General features: G+C 64.9%; 25 protein-coding genes. 16 read left to right on the forward strand and 9 right to left on the reverse strand.

The genetic code is table 11. The annotated features are described in order from the left end of the window. Nucleotides 1-33 precede the first annotated feature (33 nt). The 8 genes from HW466_RS11255 to HW466_RS11290 all read left to right on the forward strand — a co-directional run bounded on the left by HW466_RS11255 (nucleotide 34) and on the right by HW466_RS11290 (nucleotide 6,831). Entirely contained in the window at nucleotides 34-2,466 is a 2,433-nt protein-coding gene (locus HW466_RS11255) for a phage tail tape measure protein (protein WP_151002786.1), read from the forward strand. 10 nt (nucleotides 2,467-2,476) lie between these two features. Next, entirely contained in the window at nucleotides 2,477-3,355 is an 879-nt protein-coding gene (locus HW466_RS11260) for a phage tail protein (protein ID WP_151002788.1), read from the forward strand. Beyond that, nucleotides 3,330-3,536 carry a tail protein X gene (locus HW466_RS11265; RefSeq protein ID WP_059511218.1) on the forward strand — a complete coding sequence of 69 codons (207 nt, stop codon included), beginning with the start codon at nucleotides 3,330-3,332 and terminating at the stop codon, nucleotides 3,534-3,536. The genes HW466_RS11260 and HW466_RS11265 overlap by 26 nt, the downstream gene beginning before the upstream one ends. Before the next feature lie 9 nt (nucleotides 3,537-3,545). Beyond that, nucleotides 3,546-4,595, forward strand: a complete 1,050-nt coding sequence (locus HW466_RS11270; RefSeq protein WP_060023916.1) for a phage late control D family protein — start codon at nucleotides 3,546-3,548, stop codon at nucleotides 4,593-4,595. 86 nt (nucleotides 4,596-4,681) lie between these two features. Continuing rightward, nucleotides 4,682-4,975 carry a phage holin family protein gene (locus tag HW466_RS11275; protein WP_059503379.1) on the forward strand — a complete coding sequence of 98 codons (294 nt, stop codon included), beginning with the start codon at nucleotides 4,682-4,684 and terminating at the stop codon, nucleotides 4,973-4,975. After that, on the forward strand, nucleotides 4,968-5,387 hold the full coding sequence (locus tag HW466_RS11280) for a lysozyme family protein (RefSeq protein WP_151002790.1): 420 nt from the start codon (nucleotides 4,968-4,970) through the stop codon (nucleotides 5,385-5,387). The genes HW466_RS11275 and HW466_RS11280 overlap by 8 nt, the downstream gene beginning before the upstream one ends. Continuing rightward, entirely contained in the window at nucleotides 5,384-5,878 is a 495-nt protein-coding gene (locus HW466_RS11285; protein ID WP_151002792.1) for a DUF2514 family protein, read from the forward strand. The genes HW466_RS11280 and HW466_RS11285 overlap by 4 nt, the downstream gene beginning before the upstream one ends. 167 nt (nucleotides 5,879-6,045) lie before the next feature. Then, the gene (locus HW466_RS11290) at nucleotides 6,046-6,831 is read left to right on the forward strand and encodes a DNA adenine methylase (RefSeq protein ID WP_151002794.1); all 786 of its coding nucleotides are present in this window, start codon (nucleotides 6,046-6,048) and stop codon (nucleotides 6,829-6,831) included. 36 nt (nucleotides 6,832-6,867) lie between these two features. On the opposite strand, the gene HW466_RS11295 is transcribed toward HW466_RS11290, so the two are convergent. From HW466_RS11295 to HW466_RS11320, 6 genes are all read right to left on the reverse strand, one after another. After that, on the reverse strand, nucleotides 6,868-7,575 hold the full coding sequence (locus tag HW466_RS11295) for an immunity 52 family protein (protein ID WP_151002796.1): 708 nt from the start codon (nucleotides 7,573-7,575) through the stop codon (nucleotides 6,868-6,870). A gap of 2 nt (nucleotides 7,576-7,577) precedes the next feature. Beyond that, entirely contained in the window at nucleotides 7,578-8,171 is a 594-nt protein-coding gene (locus tag HW466_RS11300) for a restriction endonuclease fold toxin 5 domain-containing protein (protein ID WP_239006207.1), read from the reverse strand. Beyond that, nucleotides 8,059-8,535 carry a hypothetical protein gene (locus HW466_RS11305; RefSeq protein ID WP_239006197.1) on the reverse strand — a complete coding sequence of 159 codons (477 nt, stop codon included), beginning with the start codon at nucleotides 8,533-8,535 and terminating at the stop codon, nucleotides 8,059-8,061. Before HW466_RS11305 ends, HW466_RS11300 begins: the two co-directional genes overlap by 113 nt. Next, entirely contained in the window at nucleotides 8,528-9,031 is a 504-nt protein-coding gene (locus tag HW466_RS11310; protein ID WP_059503364.1) for a DUF4123 domain-containing protein, read from the reverse strand. The genes HW466_RS11305 and HW466_RS11310 overlap by 8 nt, the downstream gene beginning before the upstream one ends. Before the next feature lie 4 nt (nucleotides 9,032-9,035). Then, nucleotides 9,036-9,443, reverse strand: a complete 408-nt coding sequence (locus HW466_RS11315; protein WP_059503362.1) for a PAAR domain-containing protein — start codon at nucleotides 9,441-9,443, stop codon at nucleotides 9,036-9,038. A gap of 101 nt (nucleotides 9,444-9,544) precedes the next feature. After that, entirely contained in the window at nucleotides 9,545-10,012 is a 468-nt protein-coding gene (locus HW466_RS11320) for a hypothetical protein (protein ID WP_315857467.1), read from the reverse strand. Between the two features lie 76 nt (nucleotides 10,013-10,088). Here HW466_RS11320 and HW466_RS11325 point away from each other — a divergent pair, with 76 nt between their 5' ends. Next, the gene (locus HW466_RS11325; RefSeq protein ID WP_151002800.1) at nucleotides 10,089-10,745 is read left to right on the forward strand and encodes an SOS response-associated peptidase family protein; all 657 of its coding nucleotides are present in this window, start codon (nucleotides 10,089-10,091) and stop codon (nucleotides 10,743-10,745) included. Between the two features lie 282 nt (nucleotides 10,746-11,027). Here the strand turns inward: HW466_RS11325 and HW466_RS11330 are convergent, their stop codons facing one another. After that, nucleotides 11,028-11,210 carry a rubredoxin gene (locus HW466_RS11330; RefSeq protein ID WP_151002802.1) on the reverse strand — a complete coding sequence of 61 codons (183 nt, stop codon included), beginning with the start codon at nucleotides 11,208-11,210 and terminating at the stop codon, nucleotides 11,028-11,030. Between the two features lie 12 nt (nucleotides 11,211-11,222). Here HW466_RS11330 and HW466_RS11335 point away from each other — a divergent pair, with 12 nt between their 5' ends. The 6 genes from HW466_RS11335 to HW466_RS11360 all read left to right on the forward strand — a co-directional run bounded on the left by HW466_RS11335 (nucleotide 11,223) and on the right by HW466_RS11360 (nucleotide 19,267). Next, entirely contained in the window at nucleotides 11,223-11,381 is a 159-nt protein-coding gene (locus HW466_RS11335; RefSeq protein WP_174905705.1) for a hypothetical protein, read from the forward strand. A 25-nt stretch (nucleotides 11,382-11,406) separates the two neighbouring features. After that, complete coding sequence (locus HW466_RS11340) at nucleotides 11,407-11,811, forward strand: DUF4399 domain-containing protein (protein WP_059770793.1); 405 nt, start codon at nucleotides 11,407-11,409, stop codon at nucleotides 11,809-11,811. Nucleotides 11,812-12,041: 230 nt separating this feature from the next. Then, the gene (locus HW466_RS11345; protein WP_151002804.1) at nucleotides 12,042-13,991 is read left to right on the forward strand and encodes an ATP-binding cassette domain-containing protein; all 1,950 of its coding nucleotides are present in this window, start codon (nucleotides 12,042-12,044) and stop codon (nucleotides 13,989-13,991) included. 223 nt (nucleotides 13,992-14,214) lie between these two features. Continuing rightward, nucleotides 14,215-16,197, forward strand: a complete 1,983-nt coding sequence (parE, locus tag HW466_RS11350) for a DNA topoisomerase IV subunit B (protein ID WP_151002806.1) — start codon at nucleotides 14,215-14,217, stop codon at nucleotides 16,195-16,197. A 62-nt stretch (nucleotides 16,198-16,259) separates the two neighbouring features. Further along, entirely contained in the window at nucleotides 16,260-18,581 is a 2,322-nt protein-coding gene (gene parC, locus HW466_RS11355) for a DNA topoisomerase IV subunit A (RefSeq protein WP_151002808.1), read from the forward strand. A 227-nt stretch (nucleotides 18,582-18,808) separates the two neighbouring features. After that, complete coding sequence (locus HW466_RS11360) at nucleotides 18,809-19,267, forward strand: CopD family protein (RefSeq protein WP_059448642.1); 459 nt, start codon at nucleotides 18,809-18,811, stop codon at nucleotides 19,265-19,267. A 69-nt stretch (nucleotides 19,268-19,336) separates the two neighbouring features. On the opposite strand, the gene HW466_RS11365 is transcribed toward HW466_RS11360, so the two are convergent. Continuing rightward, nucleotides 19,337-20,221: a LysR family transcriptional regulator gene (locus HW466_RS11365; protein WP_151007101.1), complete on the reverse strand. Its 885-nt coding sequence runs from the start codon at nucleotides 20,219-20,221 to the stop codon at nucleotides 19,337-19,339. 111 nt (nucleotides 20,222-20,332) lie between these two features. On the opposite strand from HW466_RS11365, the gene HW466_RS11370 reads away from it, so the two are divergent. Continuing rightward, on the forward strand, nucleotides 20,333-20,779 hold the full coding sequence (locus HW466_RS11370; protein WP_151007102.1) for a multidrug/biocide efflux PACE transporter: 447 nt from the start codon (nucleotides 20,333-20,335) through the stop codon (nucleotides 20,777-20,779). 36 nt (nucleotides 20,780-20,815) lie between these two features. Here HW466_RS11370 and HW466_RS11375 read toward each other — a convergent pair whose 3' ends face one another. Beyond that, nucleotides 20,816-22,030, reverse strand: a complete 1,215-nt coding sequence (locus HW466_RS11375; RefSeq protein ID WP_059502715.1) for a chromate transporter — start codon at nucleotides 22,028-22,030, stop codon at nucleotides 20,816-20,818. Between the last annotated feature and the right edge of the window lie 68 nt (nucleotides 22,031-22,098).

Genomic DNA, 22,098 nt, shown 5'->3' on the forward strand with positions numbered 1-22,098 from the left:
TGCTCTGGTGGTTGACGGATTGAGGGGGCCGGGATGGCGAAAGACCTAGCACTTGGCATCGTGATCGGCGGGGCGGTATCGGCGACGTTCGGCAAGGCAATTACCGACACGTCGTCGAAGATCGACGCGATGAAAAAGCGGGCGAACGACTCGCGGCTCTGGCAGCGCCAGATCGGCGAGACGATGCGCCTGCAGGATGAGTTCCGCCGGCTGCATCTGGCAGGCGACAGCGCAGCGGACGGCATCCGCCGCAAGCTTGATAGCAATCTGAAGTCGCTGCGGGATGCCGGCGTCGAGGTCGACCGTCTCGATCGCGCGTATGCGCGACTCGGCCGGACGACGCGGGGGCTGGAGCTGAAAACGTCCGGATACGAGCGGCTGGCAGCCGGTAAGGAGGCCGGGCGGGGCGTGATCGGCGACGCGGTAAAGCTGACTGCGGCGGTCGCGGTGCCGGCGACGATTGCGGCGAACTATCAGGCGATCATTCGCGACATTGCGATCAAGGCCGGTATTGCGCGCTCGCAGGAAGAGGCCGCGATGGGCGTGCGTATCCGGCGTGATGCTGCTGCGAACGGCATCGGCCGCAACGAGCTGGCCGATGCGGTGAACCAGATGGTTGCAGGCGGCATGGATCTCGACCGTGCACTCAACTTCGCGCCGCTGGTCGCGAAGTTCTCGATCGGGCAGGGAGCGACGACGGTCGAAACCGCGAAGATGATTCAGGCGCTGCAGCAGAACGCGGAGATCGTTGACCCGCGTCAGATGGCGAAGGCGTTGGAGGCGATCGCGTATCTCGGCAAGGAAGGCTCGTTCGAATCGGTCGACATGGCGCGATGGTTCCCGGTGCTGCTCGCCGAGATGAAGAAGATCGGCATCACCGGGCAGGACTCGGTGACGCAGCTCGGAGCGATGCTCCAGGTGCAGATGAAGACTGCGGGCAGCTCCGACGAAGCGGCGAACAACCTCAAGAACTGGTTTTCGAAGATCGGTTCGGGCGAGACCGAGCGGAACTACGCGAAAGCCGGTGTCGACTATCAGGCGAAGATGCGCGAGGCGATCGGCAAGGGCTGGTCGACGCTCGAAGCATCGTTCGTCCTCGCACGCGCATACATCGAGCGCGTCGATCCGGCCAAGGCGAAGCAGCTCGCGACGGCAGCGAAGCAGTTCAATTCTGAGATGGACCCGGCCAAGCGTCAGGCGCAAATGGCCGCATTCGCCGAGACGATGAAGACCGGCGATCTGTTCAACGACATGCAGGTCAAGGCGGCGCTGACCGCGTACATGCAGAACGCGGACCTGTACACGAACCTGAAGCGCAACGCGCAGCAGGCGAGTGGCGAGATACAAAAGGATCTGGAAGCCCGTCGCGAGACGTCCAAGCAGATCTGGAGCGAGGTCGGGCAGCGGTGGGACGACGCGATGCGCAGCATCGGCGACGCGCTTCGTCCGGTCACGGATCGTATTGGGGAGGGCGCGAAGGGACTCGGAAGCGGTATCCAGTCCGTCGCGGACGCCGCACCGAAGGCGACGGCAGCCGTCGTCGGTATTGCAGGCGCAGCGCTCGCGTTCCGTGGTGCAAAGGCACTTTGGAGTATCGGCCGGGGCGCGATCGACATCGCACGCGGCACGGTGCTCGCGCGAGGCGGTCGTGCGGCTGCGGAACGTGGTGGCAGGGCCGGCGGTGTCGTGGGCCGGGCGCTCGATGCGCTCGGCGGGGCTGCGGGTGCTGCCGGTGGCGTGCAGCGCGTGTTCGTCGTCAACCTGCCCGGCGGTGGTGTCGGCGGTGGCGGGCTGGGCGATCTCGTCGGCGGTGGTGGGACTGGTCGCGCAGCACGTGGGGCGGCTCGGGCAGGGCGCATCGGGCGCATCGTCAATGCGGGCCGGGCACTGTTCGGCCGCGTGGCGCCGTACGCCGGCAAGCTCGCCGTCGCCGGCACCGTGCTGAAGCTCGGCCTCGCCGCGCGTGAAGCGTACGCGGTCGCGTCGAGCACCGATACCGGCACGCAGAAGGCGAACCGGTTCGCGGGCATCGCAGGCAGCCTCGCCGGTGGCGTGATGGGCGCGAAGGTCGGCGCGATGATCGGTGCGCTCGGCGGACCGATCGGCTCGGCGGTGTTGGGCGTGATCGGCGGTGCGGTCGGCACATTTGCGGGCGACAAGCTTTTCAGCGCCATCTCGCGCAAGGTGCTGGATCGGACGCGGGGCGAGACGCCAGCGAATGCTGTGGCGGTCGCGAAGGCGAAGGCGCTCGTGCCGGAGGCGAGCGGCTTCGGTGCTCGGCCGGGGCCGCGTATCGAGCAGCAAAACACCTTCGCGCCGGTCTTCCACGTGAAGATCGAAGCAAGCGATGCCGACATGGCGAACAAGTTCCTCGCGCAGGTCAGTCCGGCGCTGACCCGGATGATGGACGAGCATCAACGCAAGGCAAACGCGCGAACGGCGATGTTCGATTCGCCACACATGTAAGGGAGATGCAATGGATGTGATTCGACAGATCACGGGCGCGGCGACGCAGGCCGGGATCGCCACCGAGCGCGTGCGCCAGATGGTTCGCATCTTCGACCGGAACCGAGCGGCGAGCATGTCGACGGTCGACATGCTGCAGCGCCTCGCGACCGGCAATCTGAGCAGCGCGGCCGAGCTGTTGACCGGCGCGAGCGGGGCGATCCCGCTGGCCAGCGATCTGTTTCCGCAGGTCGGCACGGTGCTGCGCAGCTTCAACGCGGCACAGGCGTCGGTCGGCGCGATCCTGACAGCCATCGACGGATCGAATTTCCCCCTTGTGCGGGCTGCCGCCGACAGCGTGAAGTCCGCGCTCGGCGGGGCATGGAATCAGTTCAACGCGTCGGTCGGTCTGAAGGATTCGGCGGTGATGACCGTGATCACGTCGACAGGGATCGGTTCGATGGTGTCCGGGCTGTTCGATGGTGCGACGTCTAGCACGCCGCACCTCATGTCGATGACGACCGATGCCGGCGACGCGTTTCACTTCAATCTGTCGACGGCCGCGTACGACAAGCTGCGACGGGCGACGCGGTATCGCGTGGCGCCGCAGGAGCGTCTGAACCGTCAGGAAGCGCTGCAGGCGGTCAGTGAAGGGGGCGAGACGATCACCCTGTCGGGTGTCGTATTCCCGGCACTCGGGGCCGGTACGAAGCAGATCAACCGGCTGCGGGAAATCGGCGGGCGCATGAAGCCCGTGCAGCTCACGACGGGCGACGGCGATGTGCTCGGACGGTGGCTCTTGCAGTCGATCGAGGAGGAGCAGGACGCACTGCTCGTCGACGGCATGCCGCGCAAGCAGACTTTCTCGGTGGAGTTCGGCCGCTATGGCGAAGACTTTAAGAACGTCTGACGGCGACGTGCTCGACACGCTCTGCTACCGGTACTACGGAACGCTGCAGGGTACGGTCGAGGCCGTGTACGACGCGAATCCCGGACTGGCGGCTATGCCGCAGCCGTTCCCGGCCGGCGTCGAGATCCTGCTGCCGGATCTCGATGCGCCGCGTGTCGAATCGGTCCAGCTCTGGACATAGCGAGGTGCGATGGAAGCGATATTTCAGGTGATCGCGAACGGCTCGGACGTGACCAAGGTGATACAGGATCGCGTGCTGGAGATCCGCGCGATCGACAAACCCGGTCTAGACGCAGATGAATGCACGATCACGCTCGACGATCGCGACGGCCGCATCGAGTTTCCGCCGAAGGGCGCAACGTTGAAGGTGTCGATCGGATGGGACGAGCAGGGACTCTCGATGCTTGGCGAGTACGCCGTCGACGAGATCGGTGTGCGCGGGCCGCCGGCGAGCGTCGTGATTCGTGGGAAGCCCGCGAACATGCGGGCGACGTCGAAGACGCAGCGCTACGGCAGCTGGTCGAATGCGAAGCTGGCCGACATCGTCGGCGACGTCGCGCGTCGCAACAAATGGTCGGCCGCGTGCGACGTCGACGTCGTCGTGCCGCGTATTGACCAGTTCGGCGAGAGCGATCTGCATTTCATCACGCGCGTGGCTCGCCAGTACGGTGCGACGGCGACGGTCAAGGCCGGCAAGCTGATCGTCCTGCCGCGCGGCGGCGGCAAGAGCGCGAGCGGCAAACCGCTACCGATCGTCACGCTCACGCCCGGCGATCTGCTCGACTACGACATCAATTTTCCGGATCGCGCGAGCTTTGCGGCCGTGCGCACGAAGGTGCACGACCGCAAGACCGGGAAGAAGATCGACCTGACGATTCCGAATCCGGATGCTCCGCCAGGTGCGTCCGCGGTACATACGGAACGGCATGCGTTCGCGAGTCCGGAGGCGGCGAAAGCGGGCGCGACGTCACGGCTGGCGACGCTCAATCGGCACACGTCGACGAGCCGGCTCACGATGCGCGGCCGGGCAGATCTGTCGGCAGAGAAGACGATCGCGCTCAAGGGTTTCAAGACCGGTGTCGATGGCGAGTTCCTGATCGAGTCGGTCGAGCACACGTTCGCATCACGCGGGTGGATCACGGTGGTCACATTGAACGGAGGGAACAAGGGGAAAGCGAAGGTCGGGCACGGGAAGAAGAAGGGCAAGAAGATCGATCTGGTGGTGCCGGCGCCGAAGTAGCGCAAGTTACGCGTTGCGCACTGTATTTGCAGGCCGCTCACGGGAAACCGGAGCGGCCTTTCTTTTTATCGGGACAAGGGGAACCGATGCAAGAGCATGAAAAGACGATTCTGGAGCTGATCGTTATGGGCGGATTGATCGGGGTCGCGAAGGTGTTGGTGGGTAGCGAGCATTTGACGTTTCGGCTGGTCGCTGGCCGGGCCGTGCTGGGGTCGGCGACGTCGATGGTCGCGGGCATTGCGCTGTTGCAGATCCCGGACCTCCCGCCGATTGCGCTGCTCGGAATCGGAAGTGCGTTCGGCATCGTCGGATCGCAGTACCTGGAGGTGCTGCTGCGCAGGAAGGCAAAGCAACTTTTTGGGGGAAGCAAAAATGGGTAAGTACGACGGGATCAAGCTGAAGGCGGAACTGACGCGCGATGAGGACCGGCGGTATCGCATCTACACAGACACGGTCGGCAAGGTGTCGGGCGGAATCGGCCGCAATCTGACGGACAAGGGGTTCCGCGATAACGAGATCGACCTGATGTACCAGAACGACATCGCCGAGACCGAGGCATGGCTCGATCGGAATCTGTCGTGGTGGTCGTCGCTCGATCCGGTGCGCCAGCGCGTGATGATGAATATGGCGTTCAACATGCAGGGCAAGTTGCTCGGGTTCCGCAAGTTTCTCGCGGCGACGCAGCGGGGCGACTGGAGCGCGGCGGCAGCCGAGATGCTCGACAGTCTGTGGGCGCGACAGGTCGGCGATCGCGCGAAGCGCCTCGCATCGATGATGCGGAGCGGCGCATGACGTGGTTCGATCCTCGACTCTGGCTCGCGCTCATCGCGGCCGTTTTCGTTGGCGCTGCTGCCGGCTATTCGAAGGGGCACCGGGATGCGGATCAGTCCGCGACGGTCGCCGATCAGGCACGGCAGATCGACCATCTCCGCGCTGAACGGGATGAATATGGCCGCCGATTGGCGGCGCAACAGGAGGTCGCAACCGATGCTGCGAAAGAACGTGATCAGGCACGCGCTGATGCTGCTGTTGCCGATGGTGTTGCTGACGGGATGCGCAAGCAGGTCGCCGCGCTCGTTGCCGACGCTCGACGTGCCGGCGCTGCGGCCGGAGGCGCGGCAACCGGCGACGCCCTCGATCTGCTTGCCGACTTGTTCGGCCGGGCTGACGAGCGCGCGGGAGAGCTGGCGAAGATCGCTGACGAGCGGGGCATCGCCGGCCAGCAGTGCGAGCGCAGTTACGACGCGTTGATCGCCGCCGTACCAACCAATCGGCCGCAGTAACGCGGCAATCGAGACCGGACGGTCTCGAAAGAAACAGGGCGACCGGAGGAATGTTCGCGCATTCTCCCGGTCGCCTTTCCACTGAGCGTGCCAGTGAATCAGCCAAGGCCCTGCTTACCTACGTAGGCGGGCCGGATTCTACACCAAGTTTAAAAACGGCTTTCACAATGGCAAATCCCATCATTCCTTGGATTGGCGGCAAACGTCGTCTGGCAGACCACCTCATTCCGCGATTCCCTGCGCACGACTGCTATGTCGAGGTATTCGCGGGAGGAGCGGCGCTGTATTTCATGCGACCACCGGCAAAAGTGGAGGTGGTCAACGATATAAACGGAGAACTGATCAACCTGTATCGAGTTGTGCAGCATCACGTCGACGAATTCGTGCGTCAGTTCAATTGGGCGTTTACGAGCCGCGAACTGTTCGGGTGGATGAAACAGGCAATCCCGGAAACGCTCACTGATATCCAGCGGGCTGCACGTTTTTACTATCTGCAGAAAAGTTGCTTTGGCGGGAAGCTCGAAGGGCAGACGTTCGGATCAAAGACATTGGCCCCTCCGGGATTGAATCCCATTCGTTTGAAGGAGGAACTGTCGGCAGCACATCATCGACTGGCGAATGCCTTCATCGAACGCTTGGATTGGGCCGCGTGCATCGATCGATACGATCGGCCGCACACGCTGTTCTATCTCGATCCGCCGTATCACGAAACGCAGGGGTACGGGATGCCGTTCCCATTCGTCGAGTACGAAAAGATGGCCGACCGATTGCGTCGTCTCAAGGGGCGCGCGATTGTAAGTCTCAACGATCACCCCGATATTCGGCGCGTGTTCGATGGGTTCTACATCGAGACCGTGCCAATCCAGTACACGGTTGGCGTTGAGGCTGTCGACCGAAACGAGCTGATCATCTTTAGTTGGGATGACGCGGCGCAGCCAGTCGGATTGTTCTAAAGACAGGCGATCGGTGGGGCGGTGGCCCCACCTCCCTCAGATACTCGCGTAGGTCGGCAGGAGATCCTGATCAACGAGGCGGATCTCGATGCGATTTGCGACCTCGACGTGCTCGGGGTTTTCGATCGAGAACGGTGCGTCCGTGACGCTAACGATGATCGTCCCGGTTTGCTTTCCGGAAGAGGGGACCGGGATGAGAGCGCGTGCCTCCGGCACCTCTTGTGGTGTGACGATCTTCGGTAGATATAGCATCCAACCGACGCCGGGTTTGTCGTCGAAGACCTGCTTATCGACGTAACCTTGAGGCTCGACCGTCACGTATGCCGGCGCGGTGTGTTGGACAATACCTTCGACGATTGCAGCGGCTTGGTCGGTCGAAAGCAATCGTTCGTCATTGAAGTCCGCTTCGATTTTCTTGGGGCGCTCTTTGGTTGCGACGAGATACGTCAATGTCGCACCAGCGCGTTGGTCATCGCCGCCATCCCACAACGAGATAATTTGCGGTCGATGCTCCGCGCCTCCGAACTCGGTTCGCAACACCGCCAGAGCAGCTGTTGTAGGCTTCCAGTCCTCGAACGCAGGATACAAACGGGCTTCCTCTTTCGAATCGCCAGTCAGGAACCATTGGGAGAGCTGGGGCGCGTGAGCGTGTATTGCCTGCGCGACTGATCCGAGCTGTTCAAAGACGACGTCCAGGTCGGACGCATCATGCTGCGGATCTCTGAAGCGGGAGGTGATTTTCATATTCAGCCAGTGACAACGTAGGGAATTCCGTTTTCTGCGAGGGTAGTGCGGAAGTAGGACATCGTTCGCGGAGTCTGAAAATAGTACTGGAGTTTGGTCGGAGGGTTGGCATGGACCTTCATTGCGCGCTCTTCGATTTCCACCGTGATTTTAGAAAACCCCTTGAACCACGTGACTGGCTTCTTCGTCTCGCTGTCGAAGAACTGGTCATAGTCCCCCTTCGCTTCCTGTAGGAGGCATGCCGGTTGTTGGAATCCATCGAAGTCGGTGCCATTCCATGCCCACTCCTCGCTCCATCCTTCCTCGACGCTATATGGCCGTCCGGTGATGCGTCCTTGATACTCGCGAGGCCCGCGATTCATGTTGTAACGGCGTCGGACCGGCGCACCGCCTATTTCGGGCGGGCATTGCTTGCACTTTTCACCGGTGCGAGGAATCGCCCGGACGTCCGGTTTTGCTTTGCTTTCGTCCTTCGGCGTGTCGCTAGACAGGCTCGCCGTTCCCGCCACTGCCGCCCCGCCCAACAAGGCTACGCCAGCGCGCGCCAATAGCGGCCCAAGCTCCACCGCCGCCGCTTCTATCACCGGTACTACCAATCCCGCCATCTTGAGATCCCCCGTTGTCTTGTGGATGTTCGATGCGCCATTTGATGACGCGAAGGTAATCGTGAAAACGTTCGTCGGCCGAGCGGCCGGGCCGAGTCAGCCACGCGCGTGTGGCCGGCTTTTCATAAAATTTCGGCGCGTATGCCTCGATCCGAAGAAACGCGGCGACATTCTCGTCGGATTCGATGCCGAGCCGCCGAGCTGCGACATACGCGTTCCAGAGGCGCGTCGACAGAGTGTCGTCGTCGGCCAGCTTCGGGTCGGCTTTGACGAGATCGAGCCGCGTGCGTTCGACATATCCGCGTGCATCGATCTCGGCAAGGCCGGCGATCTGTTCGCCCGTCAGTTCAAGCATGCGGGTGCACTCCCTTTAATTTCCCGTTCACTTCCACGAGCCAATTGAATGTCGGGACGAAGAACTGCATGCGTTGCGTCAGTTCCATCAGCGATGCCACGTCGGCCATGATGCGGGCGTCGTAGAAGCGTAGGAGCGCCGTGCGCCCGTCGGGCAGGCGCACGTCGAGCCGGCGACGCAGTTCGTCCGCGAGCGATTCGATCGGATAGGCACTGATGAGCCATGACACACCGGTCGAGCCGCCGGCCATCGCCGAAAGCGCGTGCCGAATGCTCCCCGGCGCTCGTTCCCAATCTAGCAGCCACGGTCCGGCGTCGGCGAGCGATGCGTCTGGCGTGCCGTCAAATAAGGCGACGGCCGCTTGCGATCGCTCAGGGGTCGATCCGCCGGCCGCGTCCGCGAACAGAAGACCGTCGACGAGGGCGTACAGGTGCACCTGCATGGTCAACTGCTGTTGGCGCGTAGCGAAGAAGGATTCGATCGAGATGTCCGCCATGAGCCTACCCGCGCGCGATCATGGTCGCGGCGTTCTCGGCCGCCGACTTCAGGCATTCGAGACAAAGCGTCGGCGATGGTGCGAGCGCGGTTGCTGCGGCTGCTACTGCGCCGCCTGTCGTCGCCTCGCCGGCCCCGACGTCGTCGAGCGTTGCGGACGACTGCGAGGCAATCAGCGTTGCGCCGCACGCGGTTTTCATGCCCTCGATGGCCGTTTCCCGGCCTGCGATTTGGTGCGGGTAGCGTCGTCCGATGGCGGGGAGGATTGGGAAGACTCCCTTGCACTGCGGGCAAAGTACCTTGTGGCCGACGCCTGCAATGGGCTTTCCGTCGATTGTCGCGTTCGCGCTGCCCTCCAGCACGCGGCCGCCGTGCGTCGTCGTGTCGCCGACGCAAATCATGGCTCGGGCCATAAGTTTCTCTCGTAGGTATGGTTTTCGTATGAATTTACCACTTCCGGCAGAGCGGCCGACTGCAGCCGGCCATGTTGGGCCGTCAAATTGTGTCAATCGGCTTAGAGCATCGTCGCGCGTTGCTTCTCTTCCCTGAGCAGATGCCGCAGGCGTTGAAGTGGGCCTTGGCCGCCGCCAAGGTCGCCCTTGTTATCGATGTGCTTGTCGACATAGTCGAACCAATCCTGCACTCGCTCGATCGACTTTCTCAGCGCCAGAATTTCAAGAATCAGTAATCTGACCTGCGGATCGGTGTAGTCGCGCCAAAGTGTGCGCAGCTCCGAATCGGTGGGCGCGTCGAAGTCCGGCATGGTCGGCTTCAGTTTGACGCGGCGGTCTCTGAGCGGGACGCGATTCCGGTCGACCTTACCCGCTTCGATGCGGCGCGATTGCGCCGGCATCAGCGGGTTGTAGACCGCCTCTATCCATGACTCCAGCTCGCGCTCGGTTAACTCGATGGGCGTGCGTTTCCATTCCTCCTCGCCGAGGAACCGATACTCCCAAAAGTATGCCCACTGAGGTTTAATCACGACGCGAATACTGTATAAAAACACAGTGTATCGCGAGGTAAGATGGGGCGGTCAAGAGCGGAAATTGGGGACGTCGATGTGCACGAGTTACAAAGCACCAAGCGAAGATCCGGGTATCAGTGAGCTGAGGATTGGCATCGGTGATTTGTACCGCCGCGACCCATGGGAGCCGGATGTGTATCCGGACTATGCAGCTCCGATCGCTTGGGCTGAAGGCGATGGTGTTGCCGTGGTCAAGGCCGTGTTCGGGTTCTGGCCGAAGTTCATGCAGCCGGAGCGCCTCGACGAACGCGGCCGAAAGCGGCGCAAGCTCGATACGATGAATGCGCGGGCAGAGACGGTCGGCGAGTCTCGCTTGTACGGCAACGCGTGGCGAGCTGGCCAGCGGTGCCTTATTCCGGCGCAGTGGATCTACGAGCCGTGTTACGAGACGGGGCGCAATGTGTGGCAGCGGATTGGCCTCGCTGGCTGGCAACCGTATTGCGTCGCCGGCATCTGGCGCCGCTACGACGGCGACGATGGGCGTACCCTGATCGGAATGTCCATGCTGACCGTCAATGCCGACGGGCATGCCGTGATGGGGCGCATGCACAAGCCCGGCGACGAGAAACGATCGGTAGTCATATTGCGCCCGGCCGACTATGACGAATGGCTGCACACGGAGAATGTTGAAGCCGCGCGCACGCTGCTGCAGCTCTATCCGGCCGACGACATGGTGGTCGCACCAAAGTAGCTTGGACGCGCTCAGATACACGAAAGCCCGCTGCGAGCGGGCTTTTTCATGTGCTACGAAATTGCTACAGCAAGGGTCGGAAGCCTTGCTGGACAAGCCTTGCGCTTGTCATTCCATCCCCTGAACTACGGGGAGAGCCCTGTCCGCGGTTCCGCGTACCAAAGACGCGAACGGGACGGCGATGTGGACAGCGCGCAGAGTATAGCAAACGCGCGGCGCATCGGCGGACGGAATGCGTGCCGATACGCGCCGCGCGCGCTTACTCGTGTCGGGAACCCCGAATCAGAAATCGACGACGACGAAATCTTCCTTGCCCACGTCGCACAGCGGGCAGCGCCAGTCGGCGGGAATGTCGGCGAAACGGGTGCCGGCGGGGATGCCCTCGTCGGGCAGGCCTTCTGCTTCGTTGTACACCCACCCGCAAATCAGGCAGACCCAGTTCTGGTATTCGGTTACTTCGCTCATGTGGTGCTCGGAATGATGAAAATCCGTGATGCCGTGCGCAGTGTGGCCGGCGGACGAAAGGCGCAATGGTACCGGAATTTCGTCGAACGCCGCCGCAACGTCGTTTTAAACGTCGCATCGCGAACAACGGCCGTCATCGCGCGGGCCGGGCGCGCAGTGTATGCTTCGTGAGCCTTTCAATCTGAAGGAGAAAACAATGCTCAACAAGAAGTGGATCGCGGGTGCGGTAAGTGTCGCGGCACTGGCCGTGTCGACGCTCGCGCATGCCGAGGCGCGCGTGTTCTTCGTCGAGCCGAAGGACGGCGCGACGGTGTCGAGCCCCGTGCACGTGAAGTTCGGCCTCGAAGGAATGGATCTCAAGCCGGCCGGCGACATGACGCCGGACACCGGCCACCATCACCTGCTGATCGACGGCAAGCCGGTGCCGAAGGGCGACGTGATCCCCGCGACAGACCATTCGCTGCATTTCGGCAAGGGCCAGACCGAAACCGACGTGAAGCTGCCGCCCGGCCAGCACACGCTGACGCTGCAGCTCGGCGACGGCGCGCACCGCTCGTACGGTCCCGAGCTGAGCTCGACGATCTCGGTCAACGTGAAGTAATCGCCCCCTCGCATGCGGGCACCCGGCCGGGAGGCTGCGGCCGGATGCCCGTCGCGGCGGCCGCGCAACCCCGCCGCGTCGCCTGGCGGTCCCGTCGATCCGGCACGCGCCGCCATGCCGCCGCGGCACGAAATGAACCGCGCACCGGCCTAGTCCGTCCGGCCATCCCGGCGCGGGCGTCCGCCACCGGTACAATGGGCGCTTCCGATTTCTCTCTTCGCCGTCTCCCCATGTCGCTTTATTCCATTACCGGCGCGCAACTCGCGTTCGGTCACGTCGCGTTGCTCGATCACGCGGATTTCTCGCTGGAGGCCGGCGAGCGCGTCGGCCTGATCGGTCGCAACGGCGCGGGCAAGTCGTCGCTGCTGAAGATCGTCGCCGGACTGGCGAAGCCCGACGACGGGCTGATCACGCGCCAGCAGGAGCTCGTGACCGTCTACGTGCCGCAGGAGCCCGAGTTCGAACCGGGCGCGACCGTGTTCAACGCCGTCGCATCGGGCCTCACGCACACGCGCGAAGTGCTCGAAGAATACGATTCGATCGCGCACCGCCTCGCGGAGACGCCCGAAGGCGCCGAGCACGACGCGCTGCTCGCGCGGATGAACGCGCTGCAGTCGACGCTCGACGCGCACGATGCGTGGAACTGGCGTACGCGCGTGTCGATGACGCTCGCGCAGATCGGCCTGACCGACGGCGACGCGCAGGTCGATGCGCTGTCGGGCGGCATGCAGAAGCGTGTCGCACTGGCGCGCGCGCTCGTGCTGCAGCCGGACGTGCTGCTGCTCGACGAACCGACCAACCACCTCGACTTCGACGGCATCCGCTGGCTGGAAGAGCTGCTCGTCGCGCAGCGCGCGGGCCTGTTGTTCATCACCCACGATCGCGCGTTCCTCGATCGCGTCGCAACGCGCATCGTCGAGCTCGATCGCGGCCGGCTGCTGTCGTACCCGGGCAACTTCTCCGCGTACCAGACGCGCAAGGCGCAGCAACTGGAAGTCGAGCGCGTGGAAAACGAGAAGTTCGACAAGCTGCTCGCTCAGGAAGAAGTGTGGATCCGCAAGGGCGTCGAGGCGCGCCGCACGCGCAGCGTCGGCCGCATCGCGCGGCTCGTGCAGATGCGCAACGAGCGCGCGGAGCGCCGCAATGCGCAAGGCAACGTGAAGCTCGACGTCGCGCAGGGCGAGAAGTCGGGCAAGATCGTCGCGGAGCTGACGGACGTGACGAAACGCTACGGCGATCGCACGGTCGTCGACACCTTCTCGACGACGGTCATGCGCGGCGACAAGATCGGTTTCGTCGGCCCGAACGGCGCCGGCAAGACCACGCTGCTCAAGCTGATCCTCGGCGAGCTGAAGCCCGACGCGGGCACGGTGCGTACCGGCACGAACCTGCAGGTCGCGTATTTCGACCAGATGCGCGCGCAGCTCGACCAGGAAAAGAGCCTGGCCGACACGATCAGCCCCGGCAGCGAGTGGGTCGAGATCGGGGGCGTGCGCAAGCACGTGATGAGCTATCTCGGCGACTTCCTGTTCGCGCCGGAACGTGCACGCTCGCCGGTGAAGTCGCTGTCGGGCGGCGAGCGCAACCGGCTGCTGCTCGCGCGCCTGTTCGCGCGTCCGGCCAACGTGCTGGTGCTCGACGAACCGACCAACGACCTCGACATCCCGACGCTCGAACTGCTCGAAGAGCTGCTGGCCGACTACGACGGCACGGTGCTGCTGGTCAGCCACGATCGCGCGTTCCTCGACAACGTCGTCACGTCGGTGATCGCGGCCGAGGGCGACGGCAAGTGGCGCGAATACGTCGGCGGCTTTACCGACTGGCAGATCCAGAGCGAGCGCTCGCAGCAGCTCGCGCAGCAGGAGGCGGCGAAGCGCGCGGTGAAGGAAGCGGCGCCGGTCAAGGAAGACGCGGCGAAAAGCGCGGCCGGCCGTAATGCACAGCGCACGGTGAAGCTGTCGTTCAACGAGCAGCGCGAACTCGATGCGCTGCCGGAGAAGATCGCGGCGCTCGAGGAAGAACAGAAGACGATCAACGCGCAGCTCGAGGACGGTTCGATCTTCGCGAAGGATCCGCAGGAAGGCACGCGCCTGACCGAGCGGTTCGCGGCGATCGACGACGAGCTGCTCGCGGCGCTCGAGCGGTGGGAGACGCTCGAGGCAAAGCGCAAGCCGGTCTGACGCTGCGTGCGCCGTGCGAGCGATCTTGCGACGGCGCGCCACGCGGAACCAGTAAAATACCGCGCGTCCCGGGCAGCGCAGCGAACGCCGCGCGCCCGCTTTCGGAGCAGTCCAAGCACACCGTTGTTTCGATTCGCTTTTTTACGGAACTCAACGTTTTGTCCACGACGTTATCCACACGAGGTGTGGACAACGTCCCGATGAATGACGAAATTCAGCGCCTATGTCAACGAAGAAGCCCAGCGCGGCCTATAGCGAAGCATCGATCAAGGTGCTCAAGGGTCTCGAGCCGGTCAAGCAGCGGCCCGGCATGTATACCCGTACCGAAAATCCGCTGCACATCATTCAGGAAGTCATCGACAACGCGTCCGACGAGGCGCTCGGCGGCTACGGCAAGCAGATCACGGTCACGCTGCATGCCGACCAGTCGGTGTCGGTGGAGGACGACGGCCGCGGCATTCCGTTCGGGATGCACCCCGAAGAGGGCGTGCCGGTCGTCGAGATCGTCTTCACGCGCCTGCACGCGGGCGGCAAGTTCGACAAGGCCGCCGGCGGTGCGTACACGTTCTCGGGCGGTCTGCACGGCGTCGGCGTGTCGGTGACGAACGCGCTCGCGACGCGCCTGGACGTGACGGTCTGGCGCGACGGCAAGATCGCCGAACTCGGTTTCGCCGACGGCGACGTCGTGAAGCCGCTCGCAACACAAGCCGCGGGCCGCGGCGAGAAGAAGTCGGGCACGCGCGTGCAGGTCTGGCCGAATCCGAAGTACTTCGATTCGCCGAACCTGCCGCTCGGCGAGCTGCAGCGCCTGCTGCGCTCGAAGGCCGTGCTGCTGCCGGGTGTCGAGGTCGTGCTCGTCAACGAGAAGACGGGCGAGCGCCAGGCGTGGAAGTACGAGGATGGCCTGCGCGGCTATCTGCTCGACGAGATGAACGGCAGCGAGTTGCTGATCCCGCTGTTCGAAGGCGAGCGCTTCGCCGATGCGCTCTCGACGGACGAAACCTTCGCCGAAGGGGAAGGCGCGTCGTGGGTCGTCGCATGGAGCGAGGAAGGCTCGCTCGTGCGCGAGTCGTACGTGAACCTGATCCCGACGCCGGCCGGCGGCACGCACGAGTCGGGCCTGCGCGACGGTCTCTATCAGGCGGTCAAGAGTTTCGTCGAACTGCACAACCTGCAACCGAAGGGCGTGAAGCTGCTCGCGGAAGACGTGTTCGCGCGCGTGTCGTTCGTGCTGTCCGCGAAGGTGCTCGACCCGCAGTTCCAGGGGCAGATCAAGGAGCGCCTGAACAGCCGCGACGCGGTGAAGCTCGTGTCGTCGTTCTCGCGTCCGGCGCTCGAACTGTGGCTGAACCAGCACGTCGAGCACGGCAAGAAGCTCGCCGAACTCGTGATCAAGCAGGCGCAGGCGCGCACGCGCGCGGGCCAGAAGGTCGAGAAGCGCAAGAGCTCGGGCGTCGCGGTGTTGCCGGGCAAGCTGACCGACTGCGAGACGGAGGATATCGCGCGCAACGAACTGTTCCTCGTCGAGGGCGACTCGGCGGGCGGTTCCGCGAAGATGGGCCGCGACAAGGAATACCAGGCGATCCTGCCGCTGCGCGGCAAGGTGCTGAACACGTGGGAAACCGAGCGTGATCGCCTGTTCGCGAACAACGAGGTGCACGACATCTCGGTGGCGATCGGCGTCGATCCGCACAGCCCGGACGACACCGTCGACCTGTCGAACCTGCGCTACGGCAAGATCTGCATCCTGTCGGATGCGGACGTCGACGGCTCGCACATCCAGGTGCTGCTGCTCACGCTGTTCTTCAAGCATTTCCCGCAGCTGATCGAGCGCGGTCACGTGTACGTCGCGCGCCCGCCGCTGTTCCGCGTCGACGCGCCCGCACGCGGCAAGAAGCCCGCGCAGAAGCTCTATGCGCTCGACGAAGGCGAACTCGAGGCGACCCTCGACAAGCTGCGCAAGGACGGCGTGCGCGAAACGCAATGGAGCATCAGCCGCTTCAAGGGTCTCGGCGAAATGAGCGCGGAGCAGTTGTGGGACACGACGATGAACCCCGACACGCGCCGCCTGATGCCGGTGAAGCTCGGCGAACTCGACTACGAGGCGACCGTCGCGCGGATGACCATGCTGATGGGCAAGGGCGAGGCAGCCGCGCGACGCGGCTGGCTCGAGGAAAAGGGCAACGACGTCGAAGCGGACATCTAAACCCGCGCGGCCGGGCATGACGCCCGGCCCGGCCTCATGCCACTTACGAATACGGAATACAGATGGACGACAATACTTCCGATCTCTTCGCCGCCTCCGACGCACCGGACGCGGATGCGCTGACGCTCGGCAACTACGCGGAGCAGGCGTACCTCAGCTACGCGGTCAGCGTCGTGAAGAGCCGCGCGCTGCCCGACGTGTGCGACGGCCAGAAGCCGGTGCAGCGCCGGATCCTGTTCGCGATGAACGAAATGGGCCTCGGCCCGGACGCGAAGCCGGTGAAGTCGGCGCGCGTGGTCGGCGACGTGCTCGGCAAATATCACCCGCACGGCGACCAGTCGGCATACGACGCGCTCGTGCGGCTTGCGCAGGATTTCTCGCTGCGCTATCCGCTGATCGACGGCCAGGGCAACTTCGGCTCGCGCGACGGCGACGGCGCGGCGGCGATGCGCTACACCGAAGCGCGGCTCACGCCGATCTCGAAGCTGCTGCTCGACGAGATCGACCAGGGTACGGTCGACTTCATGCCGAACTACGACGGCTCGTTCGAGGAACCGAAGACGCTGCCGAGCCGCATGCCGTTCGTGCTGCTGAACGGCGCGTCGGGCATCGCGGTCGGTCTCGCCACCGAGATTCCGTCGCACAACCTGCGCGAAGTCGCGGCGGCGGCGGTCGCGTTGATCCGCAATCCGAAGCTCTCGCATGCGGAGCTGATGAGCCTGATCCCCGGCCCGGACTTCCCGGGCGGCGGCCAGATCATCTCGAGCGACACCGAGATCGCGGCGGCCTACGAGGCCGGCCGCGGCAGCCTGAAGGTGCGCGCGCGCTGGAAGATCGAGGATCTCGCGCGCGGCCAGTGGCAGCTCGTCGTCACCGAGCTGCCGCCGAACACGTCGGGCCAGAAGGTGCTCGAGGAAATCGAGGAGCTCACCAACCCGAAGCTCAAGCTCGGCAAGAAGACGCTCACGCCCGAGCAGCTCAACACCAAGAAGGCGATGCTCGACCTGCTCGACGCGGTGCGCGACGAGTCGGGCAAGGAAGCGGCGGTGCGGCTCGTGTTCGAGCCGAAGTCGCGCACGATCGACCAGACGGAATTCGTGAACACGCTGCTCGCGTACACGAGCCTCGAGTCGAACGCGACACTGAACCTCGTGATGATCGGCGCCGACGGCCGTCCGGGCCAGAAAGGGCTGCTGACGATCCTCGACGAATGGGTGAAGTTCCGCCAGCTGACGATGACGCGCCGTTGCCGCCATCGTCTCGCGAAGGTCGACGATCGCATCCACATCCTCGAAGGTCGGATGATCGTCTTCCTGAACATCGACGAGGTGATCCGCATCATCCGCGAGTCGGACGAGCCGAAGGCGGCGCTGATGAGTGCGTTCGGCCTCAGCGAGCGCCAGGCCGAAGACATCCTCGAAATCCGCCTGCGTCAGCTCGCGCGGCTCGAGAAGATCAAGATCGAGAAGGAACTGGAGGCGCTGCGCGACGAGAAGGCGAAGCTCGAGGAGCTGCTCGCGAACGAAAGCGCGATGAAGCGGCTGATGATCAAGGAGATCGAGGCCGACGCGAAGCAGTACGGCGACGATCGCCGCACGCTGATCCAGCAGGAAAAGCGCGCGACGTTCGAGGCGAAGGTCGTTGACGAGCCGGTGACGGTCGTCGTGTCGCAGAAGGGCTGGGTGCGTGCGCTGAAGGGCCACGGGCTCGACCCGGCCGGCTTCTCGTTCAAGGCGGGCGATCACCTGTATGCGGCGTTCCAGTGCCGCACGCCGGATCGACTGATCGCATGGGGCAGCAGCGGGCGCGTGTACTCGGTCGACGTGTCGGTGCTGCCGGGCGGGCGCGGCGACGGCGTGCCGGTGACGTCGCTGATCGAGCTCGAGTCGGGCTCGCATCTGATGCATTACTACGCGGCGTCGGCCGACCAGCAACTGCTGCTCGCGTCGAGCAACGGCTTCGGCTTCCTCGCCAAGGTCGGCGACATGGTGAGCCGTGTGAAGGCCGGCAAGTCGTTCATGACCATCGATGCGGGCGCGGTGCCGCTCGCACCGATGCCCGTGCTGCCGAACGCGACGCAGGTCGCGTGTCTGTCGAGCGGCGGCCGCCTGCTGGTGTTCGGGATGGACGAGATGAAGACGCTGTCGGGCGGCGGTCGCGGCGTGATCCTGATGGCGCTCGACGACAAGGAAACGCTCGTGCAGGCGCTTGCGATCGACCCGGCCGGCGTCGTGCTGATCGGCACCGGTCGCGGCGGCAAGGTGCAGGACGAGACGCTGTCGTACGCGGGGCTCGCGCCGCACATCGGCAAGCGTGCGCGCAAGGGCCGCGCGCCGGACACGAAGCTCAAGGTCGTCAACGAGCTGCGTCCGCTGCTCGGCTGACGCATCCGGCATCGACGGCCGCACCTTCGCTTCGGCGGGCGTGCGGCCGTTGCTTTTTGCGCGACGCATTCAGGTAAGCGCGAGTGGCGCCGTCACGCGGAACTTGCAAAATATTGTGAAATTCCGCCAACGGTCCGAACCGCGCGGCGGCGCGCCGGTCGAACGTCGCTCGAGACCGCGCGTGACGCGGCTGTTCGTTGCACTCAACTCATACCAGGATTGCCGCCATGTCCCACGCCGTTGCCGTCGCGCTGTTTCTTCATCTGCTGGCCGTCGCCGTGTGGGTGGGCGGGATGGTTTTCGCGAACTTCTGCCTGCGCCCGGCGCTGTCCGATCTGACGCCGCAACTGCGGCTGCCGCTGATCGAGGGCGTGTTCGGCCGGTTCTTCAACTGGGTATCGGGGTCGGTGATCGTGATCCTGCTGTCCGGCGGTTTCCTGCTCACGGCTTTTGGCGGCGCGCACGCGACGTGGACGCTGCATGCAATGGCTGGGCTCGGCGTCGTGATGATGCTGATCTTCGGCCACATCCGTTTCGCGCTGTTCCCGCGCATTCGCCGCGCGGTGCAGGCGCAGAACTGGCCGGACGGCGCGCGCGCGGTCAACACCGTGCGCTTGCTCGTGGTCGTCAACCTCGTGCTGGGCGTTGTGACGATCGGCGCGGCCGTGCTGTCGCGCGGCTTCTGAACGCGAACGCGTGACGGTGCGGCGCCGTTCGGCGCCCGCCGCCTGCGCGACGCCGATGCCGCTATGCCGCTATGCCGCCAGCATCGCGTCGAGCAGCCACGCACCGGCCGGGCCGAGCGGCCGGTTGCGCGACCACACCGCATCGACTCGCACGCGGCGCGGCCAGCCGCGCGAGCGCAACTCGCAGAGACGATCGCGCGCGAAGTGCTCGACCATCCAGCGCGGCAGCTCGGCCCAGCCGAATCCCAGCACCGCCATCTCCAGCAGCATCAGATAGCTCGGCGCGAGCCAGCGCTGCGTGCCGATGACGATGCGGTCGTCGGCGCCGCGATTCTCCGGCTTCACATACGTGTTCAGGCGCAGTTCGCGCGCGTCGCGTAGTGCCGCGTGCGGCACGTCGGCGTCGCCGAAGGCCGCCAGCGCGTGCGTGCGCCCGACGAACAGGCCGATCTCCGACTCCTCCGCCACCGTCGCCGCGCCGATATCGGGCGGGTAGACGGCGCGCGCGGCCATCAGCCCGAGCTGTGCGCGGCCCTGCTGGATCAGGTCGAGCACGTCCTCGTGTTCGGCGATCAGGCATTCGAGTTCCAGCGTCGGAAAGCGCCGCTCGAGCGCCATCAGGGTTTCCTCGTAACGCTTCGACTGATACGTATCGGACACGACGAGCGTCAGCCGTGCTTCCTCGCCTTGCGCGAGCCGCGCGGCGGTGCGGTCGATCGCCGCGCCGGCCTCCAGTGCGCGCTGCACCTGCGGCAGCAGCGCGCGTCCGGCATCGGTCAGCGTCGGCGTGCGCGTCGAGCGGTCGAACAGCTGCAAGCCGAGATCGATCTCGAGGTTCGCGATCGCTTCGGACACCGTCGACTGGCGCTTGCCGAGTTTGCGCGCGGCAGCCGTAAACGAGCCGAGCATCGCGGCTTCGGCGAAGGCGAGCAGGGCTTCGGGAGCGTGGTGCATGCGCGGATCTCACGACGTTCTATCGGAAAAACCGATGATATCAAACTGGATTTTCGCTGTTTCGCCGATCAAAATGCGCCGCATATGCTGCACAACCGAATCGGAGGAACCATGAAACAGATGAACAAAACAGTGACTGAACGCCTCGTTCACGCGCTGGCGTTCGAGCTGGTGGCAATCGCGCTGTGCGCGCCGATCGGCGCGTGGCTGCTCGACATGCCGGTGTCGCACGTCGGCGTGCTGACGGTGATGGTGTCGCTGATCGCGATGGCGTGGAACATGACGTTCAACACGCTGTTCGACCGTTTCGAGCGCCGCGCGGGCCTGACGCGCACGCTCGGGATGCGCATCGCGCACGCGGTCGCGTTCGAGCTCGGCCTCGTCGTGATGGTGGTGCCGGTTGCCGCGTGGTGGCTGAACGTGAGCCTCGTCGAGGCGCTGCTGCTGGACCTCGGCATCGTGCTGTTCTTCCTGCCGTACACGTTCTGCTTCAACCTCGCGTACGACGCGTTGCGGGCCCGCTGGGTCGCGCGCCGCGTCGCGGTGCACGCGGGCTGAGCGGCACGCGGCCGGCGCTCGCGGGCTGGCCTGCCGTCAGTGCGCGACGGCCGCCCACAACAGCCACCCGCCGCACGCGATCGCGACCGCACCGTAGACGGCGTACACGGGCACCTTGAAGCGTGCGAAGCACAGCGTCGCAAAGGCGCCCGTGAGCCAGTAGACGGGATCGGCCGGCTCGCGATGCAGGATCTTCACGACGGCGACGACGAGAAAACCCGTCGTTGCCGCGCGCAGCAGGCGCATCCCGTGCTCGAAGCGCGAATGGCGCTTGAGCCGGAACAGGTGGTTCTGCGCGAACACGACGAGACACCCCGACGGGATGAACAGCGCGGCGGTGGCGAGCAGCGCGCCGGTCCAGCCGGCGGTCAGGTAGCCGAGAAACGGCACGACGTTCAGCAGCGGGCCGGGCGACACCGGCGACAGCGCGAATGCGAGCGTGAAGTCGTGATCGGAGATGCCGGTAGCCGGCGACACGAACAGCGTCTTGAGCACGGGCAGCGCGGAGAAGCCGCCGCCGAACAGCGTCATGCCGGCACCGGCGAGCCGCGGCCACAGCAGCGTTTCCTGGTAGTCGCCGGGCAACGGCAGCGCGAACAGCGCGACGAGCACGGCGAGCAGCACGAGCAGGCTGCGATCGCGTTTCGACAGCGTGAAATCGACGGCGGCGTGTTGCGGCGGCCCGGTCAGCCAGCCGGCTGCAAACGCGGCGAAGAGAATCCCGACGAAAGCGGCCGGACTATGCGCGAAAGCGAGCAGAATCGTCGATAGCGCGGCGATCGCCTGCTCGAGCCGCGTGCTCGCGAGCGTGCGCAATTGCCTGACCCACGTGACGCCGATCAGCGCGGCGAGCACCATCCCGAAGTGATTGATCAGCATCGGCGCGGCGAGCGAGCGCACGATCGGCGTGCGGTAGAAGATCGCGAACAGCGTCATCAGCACGGAAAACGGCAGCACGCTCGCGATCCCGGCGATCCATGCGCCGGTGCGGCCGTGCAACGTCTGGCCGACCTGCACGGCGACATTGCAGCCGACGGGCCCTGGCACGAGCCATGCAAGCGCGACGAGATCGGCGAATACGTGCGGCTCGATGCGCTGCAAGCGCTCGACATAGTGGCGTTCGAGCTGCGCCATCATCGAAAGCCCGCCCCACGACACGGCGGAAATGCCGGCGACGACCTTGAACAACGCCCACAGGGATGCCTGTGCCTGTTCGACACGTTCGGCCGCTTCGACTTCGATGGTTGTCATGACTATGCTGTTGGCGCGGGGGCTGGTCTGGCGCATGGAAACGTGCCGGCGGCCTGCCGACACGATGG

This window comes from Burkholderia territorii (assembly GCF_902833055.1).
Taxonomy (GTDB): domain Bacteria; phylum Pseudomonadota; class Gammaproteobacteria; order Burkholderiales; family Burkholderiaceae; genus Burkholderia; species Burkholderia territorii.

Excerpts from the sequence above, each read along its gene's own strand:
- HW466_RS11340 (WP_059770793.1), top strand. The coding sequence starts at position 11,407 with ATGCTCAACAAGAAGTGGATCGCGGGTGCGGTAAGTGTCGCGGCACTG.
- HW466_RS11290 (WP_151002794.1), top strand. The coding sequence starts at position 6,046 with ATGGCAAATCCCATCATTCCTTGGATTGGCGGCAAACGTCGTCTGGCA.
- parC (WP_151002808.1), top strand. The coding sequence starts at position 16,260 with ATGGACGACAATACTTCCGATCTCTTCGCCGCCTCCGACGCACCGGAC.
- HW466_RS11270 (WP_060023916.1), top strand. The coding sequence starts at position 3,546 with ATGGAAGCGATATTTCAGGTGATCGCGAACGGCTCGGACGTGACCAAG.
- parE (WP_151002806.1), top strand. The coding sequence starts at position 14,215 with ATGTCAACGAAGAAGCCCAGCGCGGCCTATAGCGAAGCATCGATCAAG.
- HW466_RS11325 (WP_151002800.1), top strand. The coding sequence starts at position 10,089 with ATGTGCACGAGTTACAAAGCACCAAGCGAAGATCCGGGTATCAGTGAG.
- HW466_RS11365 (WP_151007101.1), bottom strand. The coding sequence starts at position 20,221 with ATGCACCACGCTCCCGAAGCCCTGCTCGCCTTCGCCGAAGCCGCGATG.
- HW466_RS11330 (WP_151002802.1), bottom strand. The coding sequence starts at position 11,210 with ATGAGCGAAGTAACCGAATACCAGAACTGGGTCTGCCTGATTTGCGGG.
- HW466_RS11335 (WP_174905705.1), top strand. The coding sequence starts at position 11,223 with ATGATGAAAATCCGTGATGCCGTGCGCAGTGTGGCCGGCGGACGAAAG.
- HW466_RS11305 (WP_239006197.1), bottom strand. The coding sequence starts at position 8,535 with ATGCTTGAACTGACGGGCGAACAGATCGCCGGCCTTGCCGAGATCGAT.
- HW466_RS11370 (WP_151007102.1), top strand. The coding sequence starts at position 20,333 with ATGAAACAGATGAACAAAACAGTGACTGAACGCCTCGTTCACGCGCTG.
- HW466_RS11375 (WP_059502715.1), bottom strand. The coding sequence starts at position 22,030 with ATGACAACCATCGAAGTCGAAGCGGCCGAACGTGTCGAACAGGCACAG.
- HW466_RS11265 (WP_059511218.1), top strand. The coding sequence starts at position 3,330 with ATGGCGAAGACTTTAAGAACGTCTGACGGCGACGTGCTCGACACGCTC.
- HW466_RS11310 (WP_059503364.1), bottom strand. The coding sequence starts at position 9,031 with ATGGCGGACATCTCGATCGAATCCTTCTTCGCTACGCGCCAACAGCAG.
- HW466_RS11260 (WP_151002788.1), top strand. The coding sequence starts at position 2,477 with ATGGATGTGATTCGACAGATCACGGGCGCGGCGACGCAGGCCGGGATC.
- HW466_RS11275 (WP_059503379.1), top strand. The coding sequence starts at position 4,682 with ATGCAAGAGCATGAAAAGACGATTCTGGAGCTGATCGTTATGGGCGGA.
- HW466_RS11255 (WP_151002786.1), top strand. The coding sequence starts at position 34 with ATGGCGAAAGACCTAGCACTTGGCATCGTGATCGGCGGGGCGGTATCG.
- HW466_RS11360 (WP_059448642.1), top strand. The coding sequence starts at position 18,809 with ATGTCCCACGCCGTTGCCGTCGCGCTGTTTCTTCATCTGCTGGCCGTC.
- HW466_RS11280 (WP_151002790.1), top strand. The coding sequence starts at position 4,968 with ATGGGTAAGTACGACGGGATCAAGCTGAAGGCGGAACTGACGCGCGAT.
- HW466_RS11315 (WP_059503362.1), bottom strand. The coding sequence starts at position 9,443 with ATGGCCCGAGCCATGATTTGCGTCGGCGACACGACGACGCACGGCGGC.
- HW466_RS11285 (WP_151002792.1), top strand. The coding sequence starts at position 5,384 with ATGACGTGGTTCGATCCTCGACTCTGGCTCGCGCTCATCGCGGCCGTT.
- HW466_RS11295 (WP_151002796.1), bottom strand. The coding sequence starts at position 7,575 with ATGAAAATCACCTCCCGCTTCAGAGATCCGCAGCATGATGCGTCCGAC.
- HW466_RS11345 (WP_151002804.1), top strand. The coding sequence starts at position 12,042 with ATGTCGCTTTATTCCATTACCGGCGCGCAACTCGCGTTCGGTCACGTC.